General features: G+C 66.0%; 15 protein-coding genes and 1 tRNA gene. 7 read left to right on the plus strand and 9 right to left on the minus strand.

What is annotated here, in order from left to right; all coding sequences use genetic code 11:
• The first annotated feature begins 53 nt into the window (after nucleotides 1-53).
• On the plus strand, nucleotides 54-2111 hold the full coding sequence (locus tag QRO91_RS12240; protein WP_049431188.1) for a bifunctional diguanylate cyclase/phosphodiesterase: 2058 nt from the start codon (nucleotides 54-56) through the stop codon (nucleotides 2109-2111).
• Between the two features lie 212 nt (nucleotides 2112-2323).
• On the opposite strand, the gene cyoD is transcribed toward QRO91_RS12240, so the two are convergent.
• From cyoD to cyoA, 4 genes are read right to left on the minus strand one after another with little or no spacing between them, the layout of a single operon-like run.
• Nucleotides 2324-2665, minus strand: a complete 342-nt coding sequence (gene cyoD / locus QRO91_RS12245; RefSeq protein ID WP_005408584.1) for a cytochrome o ubiquinol oxidase subunit IV — start codon at nucleotides 2663-2665, stop codon at nucleotides 2324-2326.
• Nucleotides 2665-3303: a cytochrome o ubiquinol oxidase subunit III gene (gene cyoC, locus QRO91_RS12250; RefSeq protein WP_005408583.1), complete on the minus strand. Its 639-nt coding sequence runs from the start codon at nucleotides 3301-3303 to the stop codon at nucleotides 2665-2667. The genes cyoD and cyoC overlap by 1 nt, the downstream gene beginning before the upstream one ends.
• Nucleotides 3300-5297: a cytochrome o ubiquinol oxidase subunit I gene (gene cyoB / locus QRO91_RS12255; RefSeq protein ID WP_005408582.1), complete on the minus strand. Its 1998-nt coding sequence runs from the start codon at nucleotides 5295-5297 to the stop codon at nucleotides 3300-3302. The genes cyoC and cyoB overlap by 4 nt, the downstream gene beginning before the upstream one ends.
• A 2-nt stretch (nucleotides 5298-5299) precedes the next feature.
• The gene (cyoA, locus tag QRO91_RS12260) at nucleotides 5300-6340 is read right to left on the minus strand and encodes a ubiquinol oxidase subunit II (protein WP_049431185.1); all 1041 of its coding nucleotides are present in this window, start codon (nucleotides 6338-6340) and stop codon (nucleotides 5300-5302) included.
• Nucleotides 6341-6692: 352 nt separating this feature from the next.
• On the opposite strand from cyoA, the gene QRO91_RS12265 reads away from it, so the two are divergent.
• The gene (locus QRO91_RS12265) at nucleotides 6693-7328 is read left to right on the plus strand and encodes a GyrI-like domain-containing protein (protein ID WP_197619863.1); all 636 of its coding nucleotides are present in this window, start codon (nucleotides 6693-6695) and stop codon (nucleotides 7326-7328) included.
• 70 nt (nucleotides 7329-7398) lie between these two features.
• On the opposite strand, the gene QRO91_RS12270 is transcribed toward QRO91_RS12265, so the two are convergent.
• The 3 genes from QRO91_RS12270 to QRO91_RS12280 form a co-directional block, all read right to left on the minus strand.
• Nucleotides 7399-7474: transfer RNA gene (locus QRO91_RS12270), tRNA-Thr, on the minus strand.
• A 50-nt stretch (nucleotides 7475-7524) separates the two neighbouring features.
• Nucleotides 7525-8529 (minus strand): 2-hydroxyacid dehydrogenase, encoded by a 1005-nt coding sequence (locus QRO91_RS12275; RefSeq protein ID WP_049428528.1) that lies wholly within the window; start codon nucleotides 8527-8529, stop codon nucleotides 7525-7527.
• A gap of 97 nt (nucleotides 8530-8626) precedes the next feature.
• A complete protein-coding gene (locus tag QRO91_RS12280) occupies nucleotides 8627-11497 on the minus strand; it encodes an autotransporter outer membrane beta-barrel domain-containing protein (RefSeq protein ID WP_197619864.1) in 2871 nt (956 codons plus the stop codon).
• Between the two features lie 255 nt (nucleotides 11498-11752).
• Here QRO91_RS12280 and QRO91_RS12285 point away from each other — a divergent pair, with 255 nt between their 5' ends.
• The 5 genes from QRO91_RS12285 to QRO91_RS12305 are packed head-to-tail and all read left to right on the plus strand — an operon-like array spanning nucleotide 11753 to nucleotide 17747.
• On the plus strand, nucleotides 11753-12262 hold the full coding sequence (locus QRO91_RS12285) for an RNA polymerase sigma factor (protein WP_080354990.1): 510 nt from the start codon (nucleotides 11753-11755) through the stop codon (nucleotides 12260-12262).
• Complete coding sequence (locus tag QRO91_RS12290) at nucleotides 12259-13227, plus strand: FecR domain-containing protein (protein WP_049428532.1); 969 nt, start codon at nucleotides 12259-12261, stop codon at nucleotides 13225-13227. The genes QRO91_RS12285 and QRO91_RS12290 overlap by 4 nt, the downstream gene beginning before the upstream one ends.
• 14 nt (nucleotides 13228-13241) lie before the next feature.
• Complete coding sequence (locus QRO91_RS12295) at nucleotides 13242-16028, plus strand: TonB-dependent receptor (RefSeq protein ID WP_285310410.1); 2787 nt, start codon at nucleotides 13242-13244, stop codon at nucleotides 16026-16028.
• Between the two features lie 46 nt (nucleotides 16029-16074).
• Nucleotides 16075-17031, plus strand: coding sequence for a hypothetical protein (locus tag QRO91_RS12300; RefSeq protein ID WP_049428536.1), 957 nt, complete (start codon nucleotides 16075-16077; stop codon nucleotides 17029-17031).
• Complete coding sequence (locus tag QRO91_RS12305; RefSeq protein WP_049428538.1) at nucleotides 17028-17747, plus strand: hypothetical protein; 720 nt, start codon at nucleotides 17028-17030, stop codon at nucleotides 17745-17747. The genes QRO91_RS12300 and QRO91_RS12305 overlap by 4 nt, the downstream gene beginning before the upstream one ends.
• 52 nt (nucleotides 17748-17799) lie before the next feature.
• Here QRO91_RS12305 and QRO91_RS12310 read toward each other — a convergent pair whose 3' ends face one another.
• Both QRO91_RS12310 and QRO91_RS12315 read right to left on the minus strand, forming a co-directional pair.
• Nucleotides 17800-18465, minus strand: a complete 666-nt coding sequence (locus QRO91_RS12310; protein WP_049428540.1) for a lysoplasmalogenase — start codon at nucleotides 18463-18465, stop codon at nucleotides 17800-17802.
• Nucleotides 18462-20345: a M61 family metallopeptidase gene (locus tag QRO91_RS12315; protein ID WP_049428541.1), complete on the minus strand. Its 1884-nt coding sequence runs from the start codon at nucleotides 20343-20345 to the stop codon at nucleotides 18462-18464. The genes QRO91_RS12310 and QRO91_RS12315 overlap by 4 nt, the downstream gene beginning before the upstream one ends.
• Between the last annotated feature and the right edge of the window lie 13 nt (nucleotides 20346-20358).

Here is a 20358-nt window from a genome sequence, read left to right on the forward strand (position 1 = left end):
GGGTCGCGGGCGTGCGCCTTGCGGGCGCCCCTCCCTCCCCCACTGGATTCAACATGACTGGCAGTTACAGTCAGAGCCTGGTCATCATCTCCCTGCTGGTGGCCATTCTTGCTTCGTACACGGCGCTGGACATGGCCGGACGCCTGGCCACGGCCGAGGGGCGCGTGGCCCGCTGGTGGCTGGCCGGGGGTGCGGCGGCAATGGGCCTCGGCATCTGGTCGATGCACTTCATCGGCATGCTCGCCTTCGACCTGCCGATCCCGGTCGGCTACGACCTCGGCATCACCCTGTATTCGTTGGCGGTCTCGATTGGCGCTTCGGCCTACGCACTGTGGCTGGTGTCGCGACCCAGCCTGCCCTGGCGGCGCTTGCTGGCTGGCGCGGTACTGATGGGGCTGGGCATTGCCACCATGCACTACCTGGGCATGGCCGCGATGCGCATGCAGCCGGGCATCGACTACCACCCCGGCTGGTTCGCCGCCTCGATCGCGGTGGCCATCGGTGCCGCCGGTGCTGCGCTGTGGATCGCCTTCCGCCTGCGTGCCGAACAGCGCAACACCCTGCGCCTGCGCGTGCTCGCCTCGCTGGTGATGGGCGTGGCCATCGTGGGCATGCATTACACCGGCATGGCTGCGGCGCGTTTCCCCGCAGGCAGCATCTGTGGCGCGGTGGGCAGTGGCGGCATCGATACGCGCTGGCTGGCAGTGCTGGTGATCGTCACCACCGTGGCGACCCTGGGCATCGCCCTGGTGGCCTCGCTGTTCGACCGGCAGATGCGCGTGCGCACCGGGCTGCTGGCCGACTCGCTGGCGCACGCCAACGACAAGCTGATCCAGGCCGCCCTGCACGACCCGCTGACCCAGCTGCCCAACCGCATGCTGCTGCAGGACCGCATCGAGCAGGCCATCGAGAAGGCGCGGCGGCGCAACCAGGCGGTGGCGGTGATGTTCTGCGACCTGGACGGCTTCAAGGCGGTCAATGATGCCTATGGTCACCAGCTCGGTGACCGCCTGCTGGTGGCGGTGGCACAGCGTATCGGCGGCCTGCTGCGCCCGCAGGACACCTTCGCCCGCCTCGGCGGCGACGAGTTCGTGATCGTGCTGGCCATCGACATTCCCGACGATGCCGTGGTCGTGGCCGAGCGCATCATCGCTGCTGCGGGCGAGCCGTTCACCCTGGACGCGGCCGAACTGCAGGTCAGCGCCAGCCTCGGCATCGCCCTGTATCCAGATGATGCCGTCAACGAACGCGAGCTGATGGCACACGCCGATGCGGCGATGTACCACACCAAGGAAACCGGCCGGAACGGCTATACCTTCTTTACGCCGTCGATGCAGCTGAGCGCCAACCGCCAGCTGCGCCTGCTGCAGGACCTGCGCAAGGCGATCACGCGCAACGAACTGGTACTGCATTACCAGCCCAAATTCCCTGCGGCGGGTGCACCGGCCACCGGCGCCGAGGCCCTGCTGCGCTGGCAGCACCCGGAGCTGGGCCTGCTGGCACCGGATGTGTTCATTCCCATCGCCGAGCGCAGCGGCCTGATCCTGCCGATCGGCGACTGGGTACTGGACCGCGCCTGCGCGCAGCTGCGTGCGTGGCACGATGCCGGACATGCCGAATGGTCGATGGCGGTGAACCTGTCGCCACTGCAGTTCTCCTCGCCGGCCCTGTTGGACAGCGTGCGCGAGGCACTGGAGCGGCACCGCATCGAACCGGCGTGCCTGACCCTGGAGATCACCGAGACCACCGCGATGAAGGACGTGGACGCCAGCCTGGCGATTCTCAACGACCTGACCGCGATGGGCGTGCACATTGCCATCGACGACTTCGGCACGGGCTATTCCAGCCTGCTCTACCTGAAGCGCATGCCCGCCACCGAACTGAAGATCGACCGTGCATTCGTGCACGACCTGGAGTGCAACGCCGAAGATGCCGCCATCGTCTCGTCGATCATCGCGCTGGGCCGCACCCTGCAGTTGCAGGTGGTGGCCGAAGGCGTGGAGACGCAGGCGCAGCGTGAATACCTGAGCGAGCTGGGCTGCGACCAGTTGCAGGGCTACCACCTGGGCCGGCCGATGGACGCCGACGAGTTCCTGCGCCGGGTGGGGTGAGGTCCCGGTTTCGAGGTCGGGCCCCTTGCCGCAGGCAAGGGCTCTGCCCCCCCGGATGGATCGTGCGCGCGGTTCATCCACGCATGGCGTGGATCTACCCGGGCCCCGGGGTCAGAGCCCTGGCCTGCGGCAAGGGATCCGACCCCATCCATCCGCCAACAAAAAGGCCGCCCCGAAGGGCGGCCTTTCTGCGTGGCAACGTCGCGAAGTCGTCAGTGCATCATGTGCACGTTCATGTTGTGCATGACCCACAGGGTGCCGACCACGATGATGCCGATCACCACCACGGTGAAGGCCGCAGCGTTGACGTTCCAGCGGCTTTCCGAGGAGCGGTCCAGGTGCAGGAAGAACACCAGGTGGACCAGCATCTGCAGCACCGCGGTGATGGCGATGACCACACCGTTGACGGTGCGCGAGAAATCGCCCGACATCACCATCCAGAACGGGATGACGGTCAGCACCACCGCCAGCACGAAGCCGATCAGGTACGACTTCACGGTGCCATGGCTTTCGCCGCCGGTGCCGTGGTCGTGTGCATGGTTGTCATGTGCCATTACAGGGCTCCATTGAGGTAGACGACGGAGAACACGCCGATCCAGATCAGGTCCAGGAAGTGCCAGAACAGGCTCAGGCACGCCATGCGGGTCTTGTTGGTCGGGGTCAGGCCGTACTTCTTCAGCTGCACGAACATCACCAGCAGCCACAACAGGCCGGCGCTGACGTGCAGGCCGTGGGTACCGACCAGGGCGAAGAATGCCGACAGGAAGGCACTGCGGTCCGGACCGTAGCCCTGGTGGATCAGGTGCTGGAACTCCCACACTTCCATGCACATGAAGCCGAAGCCCAGCAGCCAGGTGATGCCCAGCCACAGGTACATCTGGCCCATCTGCTTGCGGTGCATGGCGATCATGCCCAGGCCGAAGGTCAGCGACGAGGTCAGCAGCAGCGCGGTTTCCCATGCCACGAACGGCAGTTCGAACAGGTCCTTCGCGGTGGGGCCACCATCGGTGCCGCCTGCCAGCACCACGTAGGTGGCGAACAGCGAGGCGAAGATGAGGCAGTCGCTCATCAGGTACACCCAGAAACCGAAGACGGTGTTGCCGCCGGTGTCGTGGTGCTCGTGGTCGTCATGGCCATGGGCCGCCGCATGCGCGGCGTGCCCGTGGCTCAGGGTCGAGGTATTGGTGCTCATGCCTTCAGCTCCGACTTCACCAGGCCCTGGGCTTCCAGGTGCTTGCGGTGTTCGTTCTCGATGCGTTCCACCTCGGCGGCCGGGACCCAGTAGTCCACGTCCTGGTCGAAGGTGCGGTAGATGAACGTGGCGATCATGCCGACGAAGCCGACGATGGCCAGCCACCAGATGTGCCAGATCATCGCAAAGCCGAACACCAGGCTGAAAGCACCGATGACAACGCCCGTGCCGGTGTTGCGCGGCATGTGGATGTCGGTGTACTTGGCCGGCTTCGGCCAGGCTTCACCACGCTGCTTGCGCTCCCAGAAATCGTCCAGTTCGGTGACTTCCGGCAGGGTGCCGAAGTTGTAGAAGGCCGGCGGCGAAGAGGTTTCCCACTCGAGCGTACGGGCATCCCACGGGTCGCCGGTCAGGTCGACGGTCTTCTTGCGGTCGCGGATCGACACGGCCACCTGGATGATCTGGCACAGGATGCCGGCACCCACGATGAAGGCACCTGCGGCGGCGATCAGCAGCAGCGGCTCATAGGCCGGGTTGACGGTGCTCTGCAGGCGGCGGGTCATGCCCATGAAGCCCAGCACGTACATCGGCATGAAGGTCACGTAGAAGCCGATGAACCAGCACCAGAACGCGCACTTGCCCCAGAACTCATTGAGGCGGAAGCCGAACATCTTCGGCCACCAGTAGGTGATGCCGGCGAACATGCCGAACACCACGCCGCCGATGATGACGTTGTGGAAGTGGGCGATCAGGAACAGGCTGTTGTGCAGCACGAAGTCGATGGCCGGGATTGCCAGCATCACGCCGGTCATGCCGCCGATGACGAAGGTGACCATGAAGCCGATGGTCCACAGCACCGGGGTGGTGAAGTGCACGCGGCCGCGGAACATGGTGAACAGCCAGTTGAAGATCTTCACGCCGGTCGGGATCGAGATGATCATCGTCGTGATGCCGAAGAAGGCATTGACGTTGGCACCCGAGCCCATGGTGAAGAAGTGGTGCAGCCACACGATGAACGACAGCACGCCGATGCAGGCGGTGGCGTAGACCATGCCCTTGTAGCCGAACAGCGCCTTGCGCGAGAAGGTCGCGATGACTTCGGAGAACACACCGAACGCCGGCAGGACCAGGATGTACACCTCCGGGTGACCCCAGATCCAGATCAGGTTGATGTACAGCATGGCGTTGCCGCCACCGTCATTGGTGAAGAAGTGCGTGCCCAGGTAGCGGTCCAGGGTCAGCAGCACCAGGGTGATGGTCAGCACCGGGAAGGCGGCGACGATCAGCACGTTGGTCACCAGGGCGGTCCAGGTGAACACCGGCATCTGCATCAGCTTCATGCTGGGGGTACGCATCTTCAGGATGGTGATGAAGAAGTTGATACCGCTCAGCGTGGTACCCAGGCCTGCGACCTGTAGACCCCAGATGTAGTAGTCCATGCCTACGCTTGGACTGTATTCGATGCCTGACAACGGCGGGAACGCCAGCCAGCCGGTGGCGGCGAATTCACCGATCCACAGCGACAGCATGATCAGCACCGCGCCGGACACGAACAGCCAGAAGCTGAGCGAGTTGACGAACGGGAACGCGACGTCGCGAGCACCGATCTGCAGCGGCACGGCCAGGTTCATCAGGCCGGTGATCAGCGGCATCGCCACGAAGAAGATCATGATCACGCCGTGGGCGGTGAAGATCTGGTCGTAGTGGTGCGGCGGCAGGTAACCCTCGGACCCGCCGACGGCGAGCGCCTGCTGGGTACGCATCATGATGGCGTCGGAGAAGCCGCGCAGCAGCATGACGAAGGCGACGATGAGGTACATCACGCCGATCTTCTTGTGGTCCACCGAGGTGAACCACTCCTTCCACAGATAGCCCCACAGCTTGAACTTGGTGATCAGGGCCATGACGCCCAGGCCACCCAGCACCGCGCCGACCAGGGTGGTCAGCACGATCGGATCGTGGGGGATCGACTCAAGAGAGAGTTTTCCCAACATGTTCATTCTCCCGAACCCGCATGGCCAGCATGGCCAGCGTGTTCGTGTTCGGTGGCATCCAGGTTTTCACCCGATTCCTTGGAATCATGCGCGTCACTGGGGGCGTGGCCCTCGTGCGCTTCATGGCTGGCGGCATCGGCAGCGGCGGCACCGGCATGTTCGTGCTTCATGCCGTAGTGCTTGTTGTCGCCCATGTGCTTGGCGATGACCCAGTTGAACAGGCCTTCTTCGGTCTTGCCGAAGTAGGTGACCGGGTACCACTCCGCGTTGCGTGCTTCACCCAGGGCCTTGAACGAGGTCTTGTCCAGGGTCTGCTCGCCGGCACGGACCTGGTCCAGCCACTGGCGGTATTCGGCATCGGTGACCGAGTAGGCAGTGAAGTGCATCTTGGCGAAGCCCGCGCCGCTGTAGTGCGAGGACATGCCCGGGAATTCACCGGTCTCGTTGGCGATCAGGTGGAGCTTGGTCTCCATCGCAGCCATCGAGTAGATCATGCTGCCCAGGTGCGGGATGAAGAAGGCATTCATCACCGAATCGGACGTGATCTTGAAGTTCAGCGGCGTGTTGACCGGGAACTTGATTTCGTTGACGACCGCCACCTTCTCTTCCGGATAGATGAACAGCCACTTCCAGTCCAGCGAGATCGCCTCGATGGTGACCGGCTTGACGTCCGATTCCAGCGGCTTGTACGGGTCCAGCGCGTGCGACGAACGCCAGGTCAGGACCGCCAGCACCAGCACGATCATGCAGGGAATGGACCACACCACCACCTCGATCGCCGTCGAGTGGGACCACTTCGGCTCGTAACGGGCCTTGGTGTTGGAGGCGCGATACTTCCACGCGAAGGTCAGGGTCATGATGATGACCGGGATGACGACCAGCAGCATGAGCACGGTGGCCGTGATCAGCAGGGTCTTCTCATCCTGGCCGATCTGGCCCTTCGGACTGAGGATGGCCACGGCATCGCAGCCGGTGAGCATCACCAGCAACGACAGCAGCAGGCCCGGGCGCAACCAGCGCCCAAGGGTTTTCAACGGAATCATCGGTCGATCCAATTGCGAGGGAATGCCGTTCCCCGTCCTGCCTGTTCCGGCAAAAGCCGGTCCCGCCGGTCCGGAAGACAGGCAGGGAGGTGGGGTCGAGTCAGCCTTTCAATTTTAGGCCGTCACCCACCATTTAAGAAAGGCATTGACAATGATCAGGCGCAGGAAAGGCCCGTTTCAGGCTGCGACACGTTGTCGCAGTGCGCGGCCACGGCGGGCAGAGCGCTCGCGGGCGGCATCCTGGCATCGGGCGATGGCGGCTGCTCCGCCCGTGCCCGGAAAGGTCGCCTGAACATGTTCAGGCATGCCCGCGAAGGTAATGCATGGGATGCTTGGCGTTGGAGGAAGCCCCATGGACAAGATCAACTTCAAGAAGCGTGATCGCGCGTTGTACCAGCCCCCGGCGGGCCGGTTCGTAACGGTGGACGTACCGCCCCTGCCCTACCTGATGATCGACGGCCGCGGTGACCCGAACACGGCCCCGGCCTACCAGCTGGCCGTGCAGTGGCTGTACGCGGTGAGCTATGCGCTGAAGTTTGCACTGAAGAGCGAAGGCCAGGACTACGTGGTGCCACCGCTGGAAGCGCTGTGGACCGCCGAGGATCCGTCGAGCTTTGTGGCACGCCGCAAGGATGAGTGGAGGTGGACGGTGATGATCCGCACGCCGGACGGGATCAGTCCAGCGCAGTTGGAGGCTGCCATTGCCAAGGCAGTGAAGAAACTGGGCGACGTTCCGGCCAGCCTCCGCCACGAAATTCTCGAAGAAGGCCTCTGCCTGCAGACCCTGCATATTGGTGGCTACGATGAGGAGGGCCCGATCCTGGCGAAGTTGCACGATGAACTGATGCCTTCGCTGGGCTACACCTTCGCCGGCCCCCATCACGAGATCTACCTGGGCGACCCGCGCAGGACCGACGCTGCGCGGTTGAAGACCGTACTGCGGCAGCCGGTGCGGGCGCTTGAGCCTGTTAAGGGTTCGCGCTCATGACACAAGGCCCGTGATTGCTTCAAATGCCCAAACAAAAAGCCCCGACCAAGGCCGGGGCTTTTCATGCAACTGGTGCCGGAAACAGGAGTCGAACCTGCGACCTACGCATTACGAATGCGCCGCTCTACCAACTGAGCTATTCCGGCGTAGCCCGCGATTTTAAGGGCTTGACGCCCCGGCGGTCAATCCATCCGACTCAGCTAACCTCTACCCGGTTGGCGCACACCCGCCCGGCGGCGAAATCCTGCAGGTTCCCCAGCGTGATCGCCGAGATCTCCTGCAGCGCCTCCACGGTGAAGAAGCCCTGGTGGCCGGTCACCAGGACGTTGGGGAAGGTCATCAGGCGCTGGAAGGCCTCGTCGTCGATGATCTCGCCGGACAGGTCCTGGAAGAACAACGCGCTTTCCTGTTCGTACACGTCGATGGCCAGGTGGCCGAGCCGGCGCGACTTCAGCGCGCGGATCACTGCATGGGTGTCCACCAGTGCGCCGCGTGAGGTGTTGACCAGCATTGCACCGGGTTTCATCCGCGCCAGAGAGGCGTCGTTGATCAGGTGCTGGGTACCGGGTGTCAGCGGGCAGTGCAGCGAGACGATGTCGGCGCGCGCCAGCAGTTCATCCAGCTCCACCATCTCGCCGACACCCGCGAAGGCGGCCGACGGATACGGGTCATGCCCCAGCACGGTGCAGCCTATGCCCTTGAATATGCGCGCGGTGGCCAGCCCGATCTTGCCGGTACCGACGATGCCGACGGTGCGTCCATGCAGGGTGCGCCCCAGCAGGCCATCGAGCATGAAGTTGCCTTCGCGCACGCGGTTGTAAGCGCGATGGGTCTGGCGGTTGAGGGTCATCACCAGCGCCAGTGCATGCTCGGCCACGGCCTCGGGCGAATACGCAGGCACCCGGGCGACGAACAGGTCCAGTGCTTCCGCAGCGGCCAGGTCCACATTGTTGAAGCCCGCACAGCGCAGCAGCACCGCACGCACGCCCAACACGTGCAGCGCGCGCAGCACCGCCGCATCCAGCCGGTCGTTGACGAACACGCAGACGGCGGCGCAATCCTGTGCGAGTGCTGCGGTATGCACATCCAGCGCGGCATCGAAGTAGACGAACGTGTAACCCTGCCCCGCTGCATCGCGCAGGTTGGCGTCGTCCAGGAAGCGACGGTCGTAGGGTCGGGCGCTGAAGACGGCGATCTGCATGGAAGAACCTGGGTGGAATGCCATGCCGACCATACCGCAGCCACGCGTCCGTGGGGATGGCACCGGCGATGCGAACGTCGCCGGTGCCCTGTACCACTTAGAACCGGTAGCCCAGGCCCAGCATCACGCCGTTCTGGATCTGCCCGTCACGACGCTCGCCCACGTAATCGGCCATGATCGACAGGCGTTCGCTGGCGCGGCTGGTCACGCCCAGGTTCCAGGCCAGTACCTGCTCGCCCACGGCCTGGCTGCTGGCGCCGAACACCAGGTCCGGTGCTGCGGCGAAGCCGGTGCTGTAGCGGGCCTGCGAATCGCCCAGCTCCTTCTGCCAGACCACGCGCGCACGCGGGGTGATGCGCTCGCCGTTGTTGCCCTCGAAGGTCCTGAACAGCTGCAGGCCCGCACCCACGCGGATGCTCTCCAGGCTGCCGCTGCGACCCACCAGCGCACCCGCGCCCTGCCCTTCATTGAAGCGGGTGGCCGAGGTCCGCGCGTAGTCCACCACCGGCAACAACGGCTGGATCACCAGGCCCTTGCCAGTGGTGAACGAGAACGCGTGTTCCACCCGTGCCGAGATCGCATCGTTGCTGTACTTGGCGCGCAGCGGCTGCTGCAGGCCGTCGATGCCGCTCACGCTGCGCCGGGTGTCATGACGCAGGTCGGTATAGCGCACCGCCGCCGACAGATAGCCGCGCGAATAGGTCGCGTCCAGATAGCCGCCCACGTCCAGCGCGCGCACGTCACCGCTGAAGTCGGAACCATCGCGGCCCTTGGTCGACATATCTGCCGCTGCCACGCTGACGCCCAGGGTGACGCGGTCATCGGCAACGCGGGTATCGGCACCGACGACGACGCCGCCGATGTTATGGCTCAAGCCGGCCACGCCACCGTCGGCATCGATGCGGCCGTGGCTGGCGAAACCTCGCGCCCACAGGCCATGGTTGCGACCAGAGCCACTGCCTTCACCGCCACCCGCCGCCGGCTCGACCAGATGCATGGCCAGCTGGTTGAACAGGCTGCCGTGGCGCATGCCCGGCTGCGCCGAGACCGACTGCGCGGCCTGCGAGGCCAGGCCGTCGGCATCGCCGCCACTGCGCATCGCCGCCTGGTGCTGCTGCACCACGTTGCCAATGCTGCCCACCAATGCATTGTCGGCCAGGCGCAGGCTCGCGTGCGCGTCACCGCGCAGGGCACCGGCCTGCAGTGCGATCACATCACGGTCGGCGAACTGCAAGGCGCCGAGCAGCGACTTCAGGCCACCATCCTTGCGATCGGAAGCGGTCGCCAGCGCACGGCCAAGGGCATCGCCCGAAACAGCATTGGCAAACAGCCCCAGCTGGTCGAAGCCCGGGTTGGCGGTCAACCACAGGCCGTCCGCGGTCTGTTTCACGTTGAAGCTCAGCAGCGAGTTGTGGCGTGGGCGGAACACTTCGCCGCCGGTGATGTTGGCGCTGTAGCCGGTGTCGCCCAGGCGCACGACGTCTTCGAAGCCGCCCTGGTAGATCGGGCCCTGCACGAGATCGCGACGGAAATCCTGGCCGTAGTAGCCCTGCGCCACGTTCAGTTCAAGGAAGGCACCCTTGGAGATCACCAGCGCGCCGTCGGTCTGCTTGCTGTCGAAGAAACTGCCTACGCGCAGGCGGCCACTGCCGGCGCCGCCGTTCTCGGTCACGTCGAACAGCACCTTGCCGCCCGGCATGATGTTGACGTAGCCATGGGTGACCAGGTCGCCACCGCGCGGCATCAGCGTGCCGTAGACGCGCAGGCGGTTGAAGCCATCCTCGCGCCAGGACGGGCGGGTGCCGCTGGCCAGCGCACTGAGATCCATCGCGGTGCCCGCCACATCACCATTGCCGACCAGCATGCCTGCGCCCATCACCCGCACCTCCGAAGCGCGAAGGGCGCCGCCTTCCAGCGCGATGGTGCCGTTGTCGACCAGCATGAAGTCGGCACCGGTGGTCGCGGAGGTTCGCCAGGTGGCACCGTTGGTCACGCGGATCACGCCCATCGAGTCGTCCAGCGTGGACACGTCCAGGTCGCCCAGGCGCAGCTTCGACAGCAGCAGGGCCTTGTAGTACGGATCTTTCTGGTAGTCCTGTACCGAGTTCGCGCCGATGCCCTGCGGACCATTGCTGGACGCGTTGTAGATGCTCTGCGCCAGGTTGATGTAGCTGGACTGCCAGTTGGTGTTCCACCGCGCGAAATCATCATCGACGAAGGTCTGCAGCTGGCGACCGGTGCGCAGGTAACCCGGGTTGATGTCGCCGCTCACGTTGGCGGTAACACTCAACGTATCGCCCGGATCGCGGTAACCCTTCGCAGTGATGATCCTGTTGTTGTAGATGTCCTGGCCCGGGAACGACTCCAGCTTGCTGCCGCTGCCATCAGGGTCGAAGGTGACCGAGGTACCCGTGGTGCGCGCCGGATCTCGGAATACCAGCAAGCCGTTGGGTTGCACGACTTCATACATGGCCTTGTGCAGCAGCCCGGCGTCCATGCCGCCGCCGTAGTTGCCGGTGTAGATCTGGGTCATCCGTGGCGACGGCGTGTAGATCACCTTGCCACTGTTGCTGGCCGCATGGATCTGTACCGAATCGACGATTGGCAGATCACCGGCCAGATAGCGTTCGACGCCACCGGACTGCATGATCGAGCAGGACGAAATGCAGTGGCCGGACACGATGGTGTTCAGGCCGGATGTGCGGATGATGCCCTGCAGCCACTCGCCGGCGATCAACGCGCCGCCATTGGAGGTGCGCAGCACCACTTCGCGGATCGGCCGGCCCTCGGCCTGCGCCTTGGCCAGCAACGCTGGCAGCGATACCACGTCGGCGTAGGTCACCCCGCCGCTCAGGAAGATGCGATCCCCCTGCACGTGATAACTCATTGCCATGACGTCATCTGCCGCCGCGATGGCGCCAACGCCGATCAGCCCGGCCAGGGCCAGGCTCAACTTCGAATGCTTCATACGTTCTCTCTCTCCACCCGCAACACGCGGGTAAGGAGTCAAACGGCAAAGCGCCGGAATCTCCCCCAGCCCGGCAGGCCGGGAAAAATGAATGCATTCACAATGAGAGAGGAGCACCACACACTCTTCCCCATCCGGTCATCGTCGCGTAAAACTCGAAGGCGGATCCGCCAACGTCAGCCGAGGCCAGCCCTGTCCGTCCCGTCCCCCCTGATCCACCACGCGCCGGAGCCACCCGCGCCTGCGGACGCCTTCATCGCGTTCGTACGCGAGGAACGCGCGCCACTGTGTGCGTTCCTGCGCACACGGGGCGTCGGGCCGGAGGATGCAGAGGACATCGCGCAGGACTGCATGGAGCGGCTGATCCGCTATCGCGCGCACGGCACCGACGAACTGCGCCTGCTGCTGTATCGTATCGCGCGCAATCGCCTGGCCGATCGCGGCCGATCGCCGCAGTCGCGACCTCACTTGTCACTGGCCGAGCATGATGGTCACGACGAGCCCACCAGCCCGTCGCCGGACCCCTTGCGCCAGGCAGAGTCCGGGCAGATGTTGTCCCTGCTGCGGCAGGCCCTTTTCAAACTGCCCGAGCGCGCGCGCGAGGTGTACCTGCTCAACCGGATCACCGGCATGAGCTATACGCAGATCGCGCGGCACTGTGGAATTACAGCCAAGACCGTGGAAAAACATATCGCCCGCGCCCTGCAGGGCCTGCGCCAGGAGTTGGGACCGGATCCGCTGCACAACGACAGGGATACCGAATGAGCAGCCACCGGCATAGGGAAGACGCCTCGCTGTTCGCACGCGCCAGCACCTGGGTGGCGCGTCTGGAAGCTCCGGACTGCACCGCAGCCGAACGCGAGTCATTCGAAGACTGGCTTGCTGAAGACCCTGCCCATGTCAAAGCCTGGGTGCAGGCCGAAGACCTTTTCCAGCAGGGCCAGGGCCTGGCTGCGGACCCGTGGCTGCGGACGGCTGCGGCGCGCGCGGCACGGCCTGCCCGGCGCCGCTGGCTGCCTGCTGCGGCCGCAGCCGCGGGTATCTGCGTGGCCATCGGCGTGGGCTGGATGGTAGCGGTGGATGGCAACCCTGCCCCGCAACACTTTGCCAATGACACGCATCAGGCACAGCGGCTGACCCTGCCCGATGGCAGCGTGGCCATGCTCGATGCCGGCACGACGCTGCATGCGCGCTTCGGCTGGCGCCACCGCGAGCTGGACCTCGAACGCGGCCGCCTGCAGCTGCAGGTCGCGCCATCGAGCAAGGCATTGCAGCTGCGCGCCGGCACCAGCACGATCCGCGATATCGGCACGACCTTCCAGGTTGAGCGCCTGCACGATGGACTGGTCGAGGTCGCGCTGCTGGAGGGCGCGGTGGAAGTCAGCAACGGCGCCGCCCAGCACACGCTGGCCCCTGGCCAGCAACTGCAGGTACTGCCCTCCGGGCGCATCCAGCCCGGTCCAGCGCTGTCCTCCACGGCAGCCGCCGAGGGCTGGCTGCATGGGCAGCTGGTCTTCGATGCCACCCCGCTGTCGATCGTGGTCGAACGCATGAACCGCTATGGCCATGCACCGCTGGTGATCGCTGACCCTGAGATCAGTGATCTGGCGGTCAGCGGCACGTTCCGCGCAGGTGACGCACAGGAGTTGCTGTCCGCGCTGGAACTTGGCTGGTCCATTGCTGGCCAGACGCGCCCGGATGGCGCGCTGGAACTGCGCCGCACGTACTGAGGAGGCCTGCGGTGATGGCAGGACCAGGCACGCTGCAGTGGGGGCTGCTCCGCCCCCTGCTGTGCCTGGCGCTGCTGGTCGCCGCGCCGCCTGCCGCCATCGCAGGCGATTCCGCTGCGGCCCATGACTACCGTATCGACGCCGGCCCGTTGCCTTCAGCATTGCAGCAATGGGCACGGCAAAGCGGCATCGCCCTGGTGTTCGATGCCCGGGAACTGGCGGGGCTCCGTGCCAACGGCACCCACGGCCTGGCCGATCCAGCATCGGCCCTGAAACGGCTGGTCGCCGGCATGCCGGTGACCATCCTTCGAACACCGTCCGGAGGCTTCGTGGTCCGCCGCATCCGCGTCGCGCCCGCGGCCGCCCCGCCGGTTCCGGCAGCAGTCGCGCCGCGCCCACGCACGCCCCCGCCATCGCCGCGCCAGGTGGACCTGGCGCCGATCCATGTCACCGGCAGCCGGTTGCCGCGCACCTCCGTGCAGACCACCCTGCCGGTGACTACGATCGATCGCGCAGATATCCTGCGCAGCGGCTACGGCAGCCTGTTCGACCTGCTGCGACACCTGCCCGGCATGAACGGACTGCCCGCGATGAGCAGCGCACGCAGTGGCGATTCGCAGTACCTGCCTGTCGGTGCTGCCGCCACCACCAGCCTGGATGGCATGGGACCACGCGCCACGCTGTTCCTGGTCAATGGCCGGCGCCTGCCCCGCTACCCGATGGTGTCGCTGGAGCAGGGCGGGCTCACCGATCTGGGCGGCATTCCACTCAGCTTTGTCGAACGCATCGAACTGGTTCGCGGCGGTGCTTCAGCCATCTACGGCGCCGATGCCATGTCCGGCGTGGTCAACATCATCCTGCGCGACCAGGCCGACGGCCCGGAGGCGACGCTGCAGACCGGCCTGAGCAGCCGTGGCGACGCTGGCCAGTACCGCGTGCAGGCCGCCACCGGAGGCCTGCGCGGGAACGGGGACCGCTGGTTCGCAGGCATCGACCTGCATCGCGTCGATCACCTGGCGGGGGACCAGCGTGACTGGCACGCAGAGACGTCGCAGTACCTGATCGGCGCCTTCCGCGATGGCGACTACTGGCCCGCTACGCGCTGCGACGGGCCATTGAAACGACGCAATGGCGCCTGCTGGTTCGACAGTTCGCGCCCTCGTTCACTTCAACCGGCCTCCGATACCGCCTCGGCCTATCTGCGCTACCGGCATGAGCGTGGCCAGGGGCGCTACGTCTATGCCGAAGCCCGCGCCAGCCACAACCGGCAGCGCTTCGATCTGGGCCCGACCGCCGTCGCCCTCGGCCTGTACGGCTACACCTTCAACAGCGTCCTGCGGGAAGCCGGCAATGTGCGTCCCCAGGTACGTGCCACCGACGCCGATCTCACCCTGGGCATCGGCCGGGACCAGGGCAGCCACAGTTGGGACGCCGGCATCAGCGCGCAGCGCAGCGACGTCACCCTGTCCACGCCGGGCACCGTGCGCGCCGAACCCTTCATCGAGGCTGCGCAGTCACTCAGGTTCCTGCCACGCTTCAATGCATTGCCCGCGGATGAAGCAACATCGCTGTTCCCGTCGATCCGCAACCGTGGACTTACCGAGCAGTGGCAGGGCTGGTGGGGCGTACAGCGGATGCTGGTGCCGATGCAGGGCGGCAATGCGCAGCTGGCTACCGGCATCGACCTGCGCCATGAACGCTGGACGTCCCACCCGGACACCCTGCTGAGCCAGGGCGATCTGGCACTGGGGCTGCCGCAGCAGCAGCGGCGCCTGTCGCGGCAGAGTGGCGGCGCGTATGCGGAACTGGGCCTGCCGCTCACATCGGAGCTGCGCATGGACGTGGCCGCGCGCTGGGACTACGACGGCGACTACACGGCATTCTCGCCCCGTGCCGGCCTGCGCTGGACACCCACACCGCACTGGTCGTTCCTGCTGGCCAGCGGCCGCGGCTATCGCGCGCCCAGCCTGTTCGAACAGCGCCGGCCGCCAGGACAGTTCGGCACCCTCACCCTGCCCGCCTCAAGCGCACTGCCGCCCTGTGCACAGAGCGAGCCCGACGGCCGCTGCGTGGTCACTGTGGACGTGGAAGAGAACACCACGCTCAAGGCCGAGAGCTCACGCAGCCATTCGCTGGCGGCGACCTGGTCACCCAGCGATGCGTTCTCGCTGTCGCTGACCCACAACATCGTCGAGCTGCGCAATGAGATCCTTGCGCTGCAGCCGGCCGATGCCGTGTGGAACCGTGACACCTGGCAGCTGGATGAGAATGGCAACCTGAGCAGCCTGCGGCTGTCGTTCGACAATATCGGCCGTACCACCTCACGCAACTGGGTACTGCGTGGCGAATACCGGATCGACACCGGCAGCAACGGCCAGTGGATGTTCTCGCTGGACGCGCTGAAGCAGCAGGAGCTGCGCCGTCGTCGCGACCACGAACCGGCGATCGACCTGCGCGGGCATGTCACCCCCGAGATGGCGGCGGTCCTGAACGTGCAATGGCAGAACAGCAACTGGGACATCGCCCTGCGCGGCAACCAGGTGGGCCGCACCCGTGCATGGCTGCCCGGCGCCGAGTGCCCGCAGCGGCAGATCGAACAGAACCACTGCATGAATCCGCGCCAGCTGCGCTGGAACCTGCACCTGGCGCGCCGCCTGGGCCCGCGTGTCATCGCGGCGCTGGACGTGCACAACGTGCTTGATGCGCAGCCGGTGAACTACCTGGACGGCAATGGCGGGCAGATGCCGGGACTGGACGATCCACTGGGCCGTTACTACCTGCTTACCCTGCAGTTCCGCTGAGCGTAGTACGCTACGCGGCCTGTTCCACCGGCCTGCCACCTCCCCCATGAAAGCCTATCTCTGGTTCTGGGGCGCGTTCCTGCTGTTCTTCGCGTTGCCCTTCCCCTGCATCCTCTATTTCGGCACCTCCTGGCCGGTAGCGCTGGCTGATCGCAGCGCGCCGTGGCTGTCCCTGCTGCTGCTTGTACTGTCGCTGGCTGCATGGCTCTCTCTGCTGTTCGCCTTCCTGCATTTCCTGCTGCTCGGCCCACCGCGCGCCCTGCATCGCGTTCGCTCGATCCTCGCCGATGGCGAACTGCGTGATGCGCTGATCGAACACGCCGAGCAGACCGGTGTGCACGTGCGTGGATTCGCACAATGGAAACTGCAGCTGTCCTTCCAGAATCTGTCGGGCACGCCGATCAGGGAACAGCTGCTGGTGGTCGACAGCAAGCCGCAGCTGCAGCGTTTCGTTGCCGGCCAGCGCCTCGAGGTTCGCCTGAGCCGCGAACCGGGCGCGTTCCCCAATGTGGTGCTGGAGGGGGCGCAGCCCGAACTGGATGTCGCCAGCCTCTGGCGTCGTGGTGTCGGCGCAGCGATCGGCATCGTGGCGGTGGCCAGTGCCTATGTGTTTGCCTACCGGCTGCAGAGCGAGGGGCTGGGCTGGACCTTCCTGTCGTTCGGCCATCCCCTGCTGGTGTGCCCGCTGGTGCTGTGTGGCTATGCGCTGGGCCTGCGCCTGCTCGGCCGGCTGCTGCAGGCCGATGCCCGCGGTGACGCATTGAAGTACCGCGGCATCGGCGTGGAGGCCAGGGTACTGAAGGTGCGCCAGACCGGCACCTACCTCAACGAACAGCCGCAGGTGGAGTTCCAGCTGGAGTACACCGATCGTGACGGCCGCCTACAGCAGGTGAGCGTACGCCGATTCATCCCGCTGATCGACCTGGCCAACATCCCGCGCGAACACGTGACCCTGCTGTACGACCCGGATGACCGCGGCAACGTGCGCCTGGAGGGCATGTGAAGCGGCCTCCTTCCACCCGACGGGTGTTTTCGCTGGTGCTGCTGGTGCTGGCCGGCGTGGCCGTAGCCGGCGGTGCACTGGGAACGATCGCCGAAACGCTGGGACATCCGCTGCAGCCCGACCGTCCGCCGAGGCCATCTGAATCGCAACCGCCGCGCGAGCAGGCCGACTCACTGGCAACGGCGCCCGGACTGCAGTCCGACCCGATACCCCACCGCAGCAACCGGCTGTTCGATTCGGAGTACCTGCTGGGCGCACGCCAGGCACTGGAGCAGTTGCCTGCATTGTCCGGACACCGGCTGACGGTGTTCCACAGCATCCACTTCTACGACGATGGCCGCATCAATCTGGACCTGGTCGATCCGCAGCAGCCGGACCACGTCGACAGCTACCACTTCGAACGTGGCCAGTGGCGCAAGGGCAATCCGGTGAACCCGCAGCAGTTCGCGCCGACCATCAGCCTGCATCGCAGCAGCACACCCCTGGCCAACATCGATTTCGATGCCGTACCACGCGTGGCCAAGGCACTGCAGGAACAACGCAACGCATTGCAGAACCCGGCCTCGGAAGTCGGCCACGTCTACGTGATCGTGCGCAAGGCTGGCAAGCTGGCATGGCTGCCGGACGAGGTTGCAGGCGACCGCGAATCGGCACGCCTGCAGTTCGATGCACAGGGCATCGCGCGCAGCGTCAAAAAAGGGGACGGAGGGAATTAAGTCGCCATCGGCATCAAGGCAGTTACGACTTAATCCCCTCCGTCCCCTTTTTCTATTTTACCGAGCGGGCGATGGCGTACTGCGCGGCGTAGTAGGTGGACAACACCAGCAGGCTGGCCAGCGGCAGGCCGCCAGCAAAGCGGTCCCAGGCCAGCAGTGAATCGCTGGCCACGAACAGCAGGGCACCGGTTGCCGCCCAGCGTGCACTGCACGGTTCCGGCGCGGCCGCCTGAGGACGCGTCCATGCGCGCGCCAGCGCCAGCACCGCCATCGAGGCGAGCACCACCACGTAGGCCAGCACCGGAATGCGCATCGGCGCCGGCAGGTGCGGCCACAGGCCCATCACGTTGAGCACGGCGAAGGCACCCAGCAGCATGCTGGCGCCAACCAGACCACGACCGGCGCGCAGGCCAGCGCGGAAGGCGACGATGTAGCAGACGTGGGCCAGCAGGAAGGCGACCAGGCCCGGCACGAACGCGTCGATCGGCAGCATCAGCGCGATGTCGCCCACGCACGACAGCAGCATGCCGGCCAGCACCGCGCGGCGGTAGAACCGCTGCGCCGGATCACGCACACACCAGGCGATGGCGGCGATCAGCAGCGTGGTTGCCGGCTTGGCCAGCCAGTGCAGCCAACGCCCCTCGCCATCCAGGAACGCGCCGACGATGGCGAGGACCGCCATCAACAGGATCACGCCATCGCGCACCCGCGGCTTCATCGCGCCTTCCACAGGTCGGCCAGGCGGTCGGGCTTGCCGGCAATGCGCTCCAGCACCGGGTACTGCAGGCCACCGCGGTAGTCGATGTTCATCGTCTCGATCCGGTCGAACTGCTTCACCAGCAGCACGATCGGTGCCTTGTCCTTCGCCGCGCCGGCCACCGCGTCCTTCAGCCGCTGGCTGCTGTATTCGCGGCCACCCACCGCGATCACCTTCATGCCCGGCGCGAGCCCAGCGTTGAACGCCGGGCTGTCCCAGATCACGTCGCCGACCACGCCGCTGTCGAGCACGGTCGCGCCCAGCGAGTAGGCCAGCAGCGCCCCCTTGGCGCGCTTTTCCTGCGCCTTGTAGGCATCGTTCGGGGTATCGCGGTAGACCAGCTTCCAGCCGGCCAGCTCCAGGCCTCCGTTCAACGAACCGTGGCCATCCAGGCGGCCGCGCAGGAAGCTCGACCAGTCGTACGGCGCGATGCCGTTCAAGGTCGCCACCACATCGTCGAAGGTGTACGGATTGACGTCCCAGTCGCCCTTGCCGACGCCGAAGAAGGCACGCGCGAAGTCATCCAGGCTGCGGCGGTTGCCGCTCAGCTCGCGCAGTTTGCCTTCCACCTCCAGCCACAGCATCTGGCCGCCGGAGTAGTAGTCCTCGCTCATCTGGTAGTTGCGGTACGGCAGGGTGCGGCGCTGGGCGATGGTCGGGTCGTTGGTGGTGTCCTGCAGCGGGCGCCAGGCGAGGCCCGGGCGACCGCGATCATAGGTGGCGGCCACGTTGGCCAGCATGTCGCGCGCCTGCGCGACCGACCACAGCCCCGAGCGTGCGGCCAGCACCTGGCCCCAGAACTGGGTCTGGCCCTCGTACACCCACAGCAGGCTGTCGCCCATCGGCACGTTGAAATTGGCAGTAGCCAGATCGGCGCCGCGACGGTACTTGCCGTTCCAGGAATGGGTGTACTCGTGCGGCAGCAGGTCGCGCATCCACGCGTTGCTGTCCCACTCGGTGAAATAGCCCGGATCGGCGCTGTTCTCGCTGGAGCGGTGATGCTCCAGGCCGATGCCGCCGAGACGGTCGGTCAATGCCAGCAGGAACTCATAGTGGTTGTAGTGACGCGCACCGTAGAGCTTGTCGGCCTGCTGCACCAGCGCGCGGTGCAAGGTGATCTGCGCGTCGGTGGGCTTCAACGACTTGGCCTCGTCGGCGAACACGTTGAGGTGCACCGGCACCTTCGCACCCGGGTCGAGATCGATGCGCTGGTAGTGCTCGCCGGCGAACAACGGCGAATCGACCAGGTGATCATAGGAGATCGGCTTGAACACCACGGTATCGCCGTCACGGCGCGCAGTCTCCAATGCGGTGGCGAATGACCAGCCCTTGGGCAGCGTCACGCTGGCCTGCGCCTGCAGCTGGCGCGCATCGACACCGGCCGGATACAGCGAGTTGGCGTTCCACTGCAGGTTGAGCATCTCCGGGGTCATCACCACCCGGCCCTGGCTGCCACCCTGCGAGGACAGGAAGTCGAAGTGCGCGACGATCTCGCTGACGCCCTCGGGCACGTTCACCTTGAACGCATAGACGTTGTACTGGTCACGCTGCCAGGCCAGCGGCTTGCCGTTGGCGGTCACGCGCAGGCCGGCCAGCTTGTCGATCGGGCCGGTGGGCGAATGGTTGCCGGGAATCCACTGCGGGTACAACAGGGTCATCGGGCCGGGCTTGGCCGGCACGGTGGCAGTCACCTTGAAGATGCGCCGGGCCAGGTTGCGCGCGTCCACGTCGATGCGCAGCAGGCCGGGCGCCGCCGCGTTGGCCGGTGGCGAGGTCTGCGCCAGTGCAGGCGAGGCCGCCAGCGCGAACAGCAGGGACATCACCAGGGCTCGGGTCTTCATCGGGCAGCATCCA

It is taken from the genome of Stenotrophomonas maltophilia group sp. Smal32, from assembly GCF_030237085.1.
Lineage (GTDB): Bacteria > Pseudomonadota > Gammaproteobacteria > Xanthomonadales > Xanthomonadaceae > Stenotrophomonas > Stenotrophomonas maltophilia_Q.

What these genes read in the sequence shown, in the direction of transcription:
- QRO91_RS12275 (WP_049428528.1), bottom strand. Translation starts at nt 8,529, where the DNA reads ATGCAGATCGCCGTCTTCAGCGCCCGACCCTACGACCGTCGCTTCCTG.
- cyoB (WP_005408582.1), bottom strand. Translation starts at nt 5,297, where the DNA reads ATGTTGGGAAAACTCTCTCTTGAGTCGATCCCCCACGATCCGATCGTG.
- QRO91_RS12280 (WP_197619864.1), bottom strand. Translation starts at nt 11,497, where the DNA reads ATGAAGCATTCGAAGTTGAGCCTGGCCCTGGCCGGGCTGATCGGCGTT.
- cyoC (WP_005408583.1), bottom strand. Translation starts at nt 3,303, where the DNA reads ATGAGCACCAATACCTCGACCCTGAGCCACGGGCACGCCGCGCATGCG.
- QRO91_RS12240 (WP_049431188.1), top strand. Translation starts at nt 54, where the DNA reads ATGACTGGCAGTTACAGTCAGAGCCTGGTCATCATCTCCCTGCTGGTG.
- QRO91_RS12310 (WP_049428540.1), bottom strand. Translation starts at nt 18,465, where the DNA reads ATGAAGCCGCGGGTGCGCGATGGCGTGATCCTGTTGATGGCGGTCCTC.
- cyoA (WP_049431185.1), bottom strand. Translation starts at nt 6,340, where the DNA reads ATGATTCCGTTGAAAACCCTTGGGCGCTGGTTGCGCCCGGGCCTGCTG.
- cyoD (WP_005408584.1), bottom strand. Translation starts at nt 2,665, where the DNA reads ATGGCACATGACAACCATGCACACGACCACGGCACCGGCGGCGAAAGC.
- QRO91_RS12300 (WP_049428536.1), top strand. Translation starts at nt 16,075, where the DNA reads ATGAAAGCCTATCTCTGGTTCTGGGGCGCGTTCCTGCTGTTCTTCGCG.
- QRO91_RS12295 (WP_285310410.1), top strand. Translation starts at nt 13,242, where the DNA reads ATGGCAGGACCAGGCACGCTGCAGTGGGGGCTGCTCCGCCCCCTGCTG.
- QRO91_RS12315 (WP_049428541.1), bottom strand. Translation starts at nt 20,345, where the DNA reads ATGAAGACCCGAGCCCTGGTGATGTCCCTGCTGTTCGCGCTGGCGGCC.
- QRO91_RS12265 (WP_197619863.1), top strand. Translation starts at nt 6,693, where the DNA reads ATGGACAAGATCAACTTCAAGAAGCGTGATCGCGCGTTGTACCAGCCC.
- QRO91_RS12290 (WP_049428532.1), top strand. Translation starts at nt 12,259, where the DNA reads ATGAGCAGCCACCGGCATAGGGAAGACGCCTCGCTGTTCGCACGCGCC.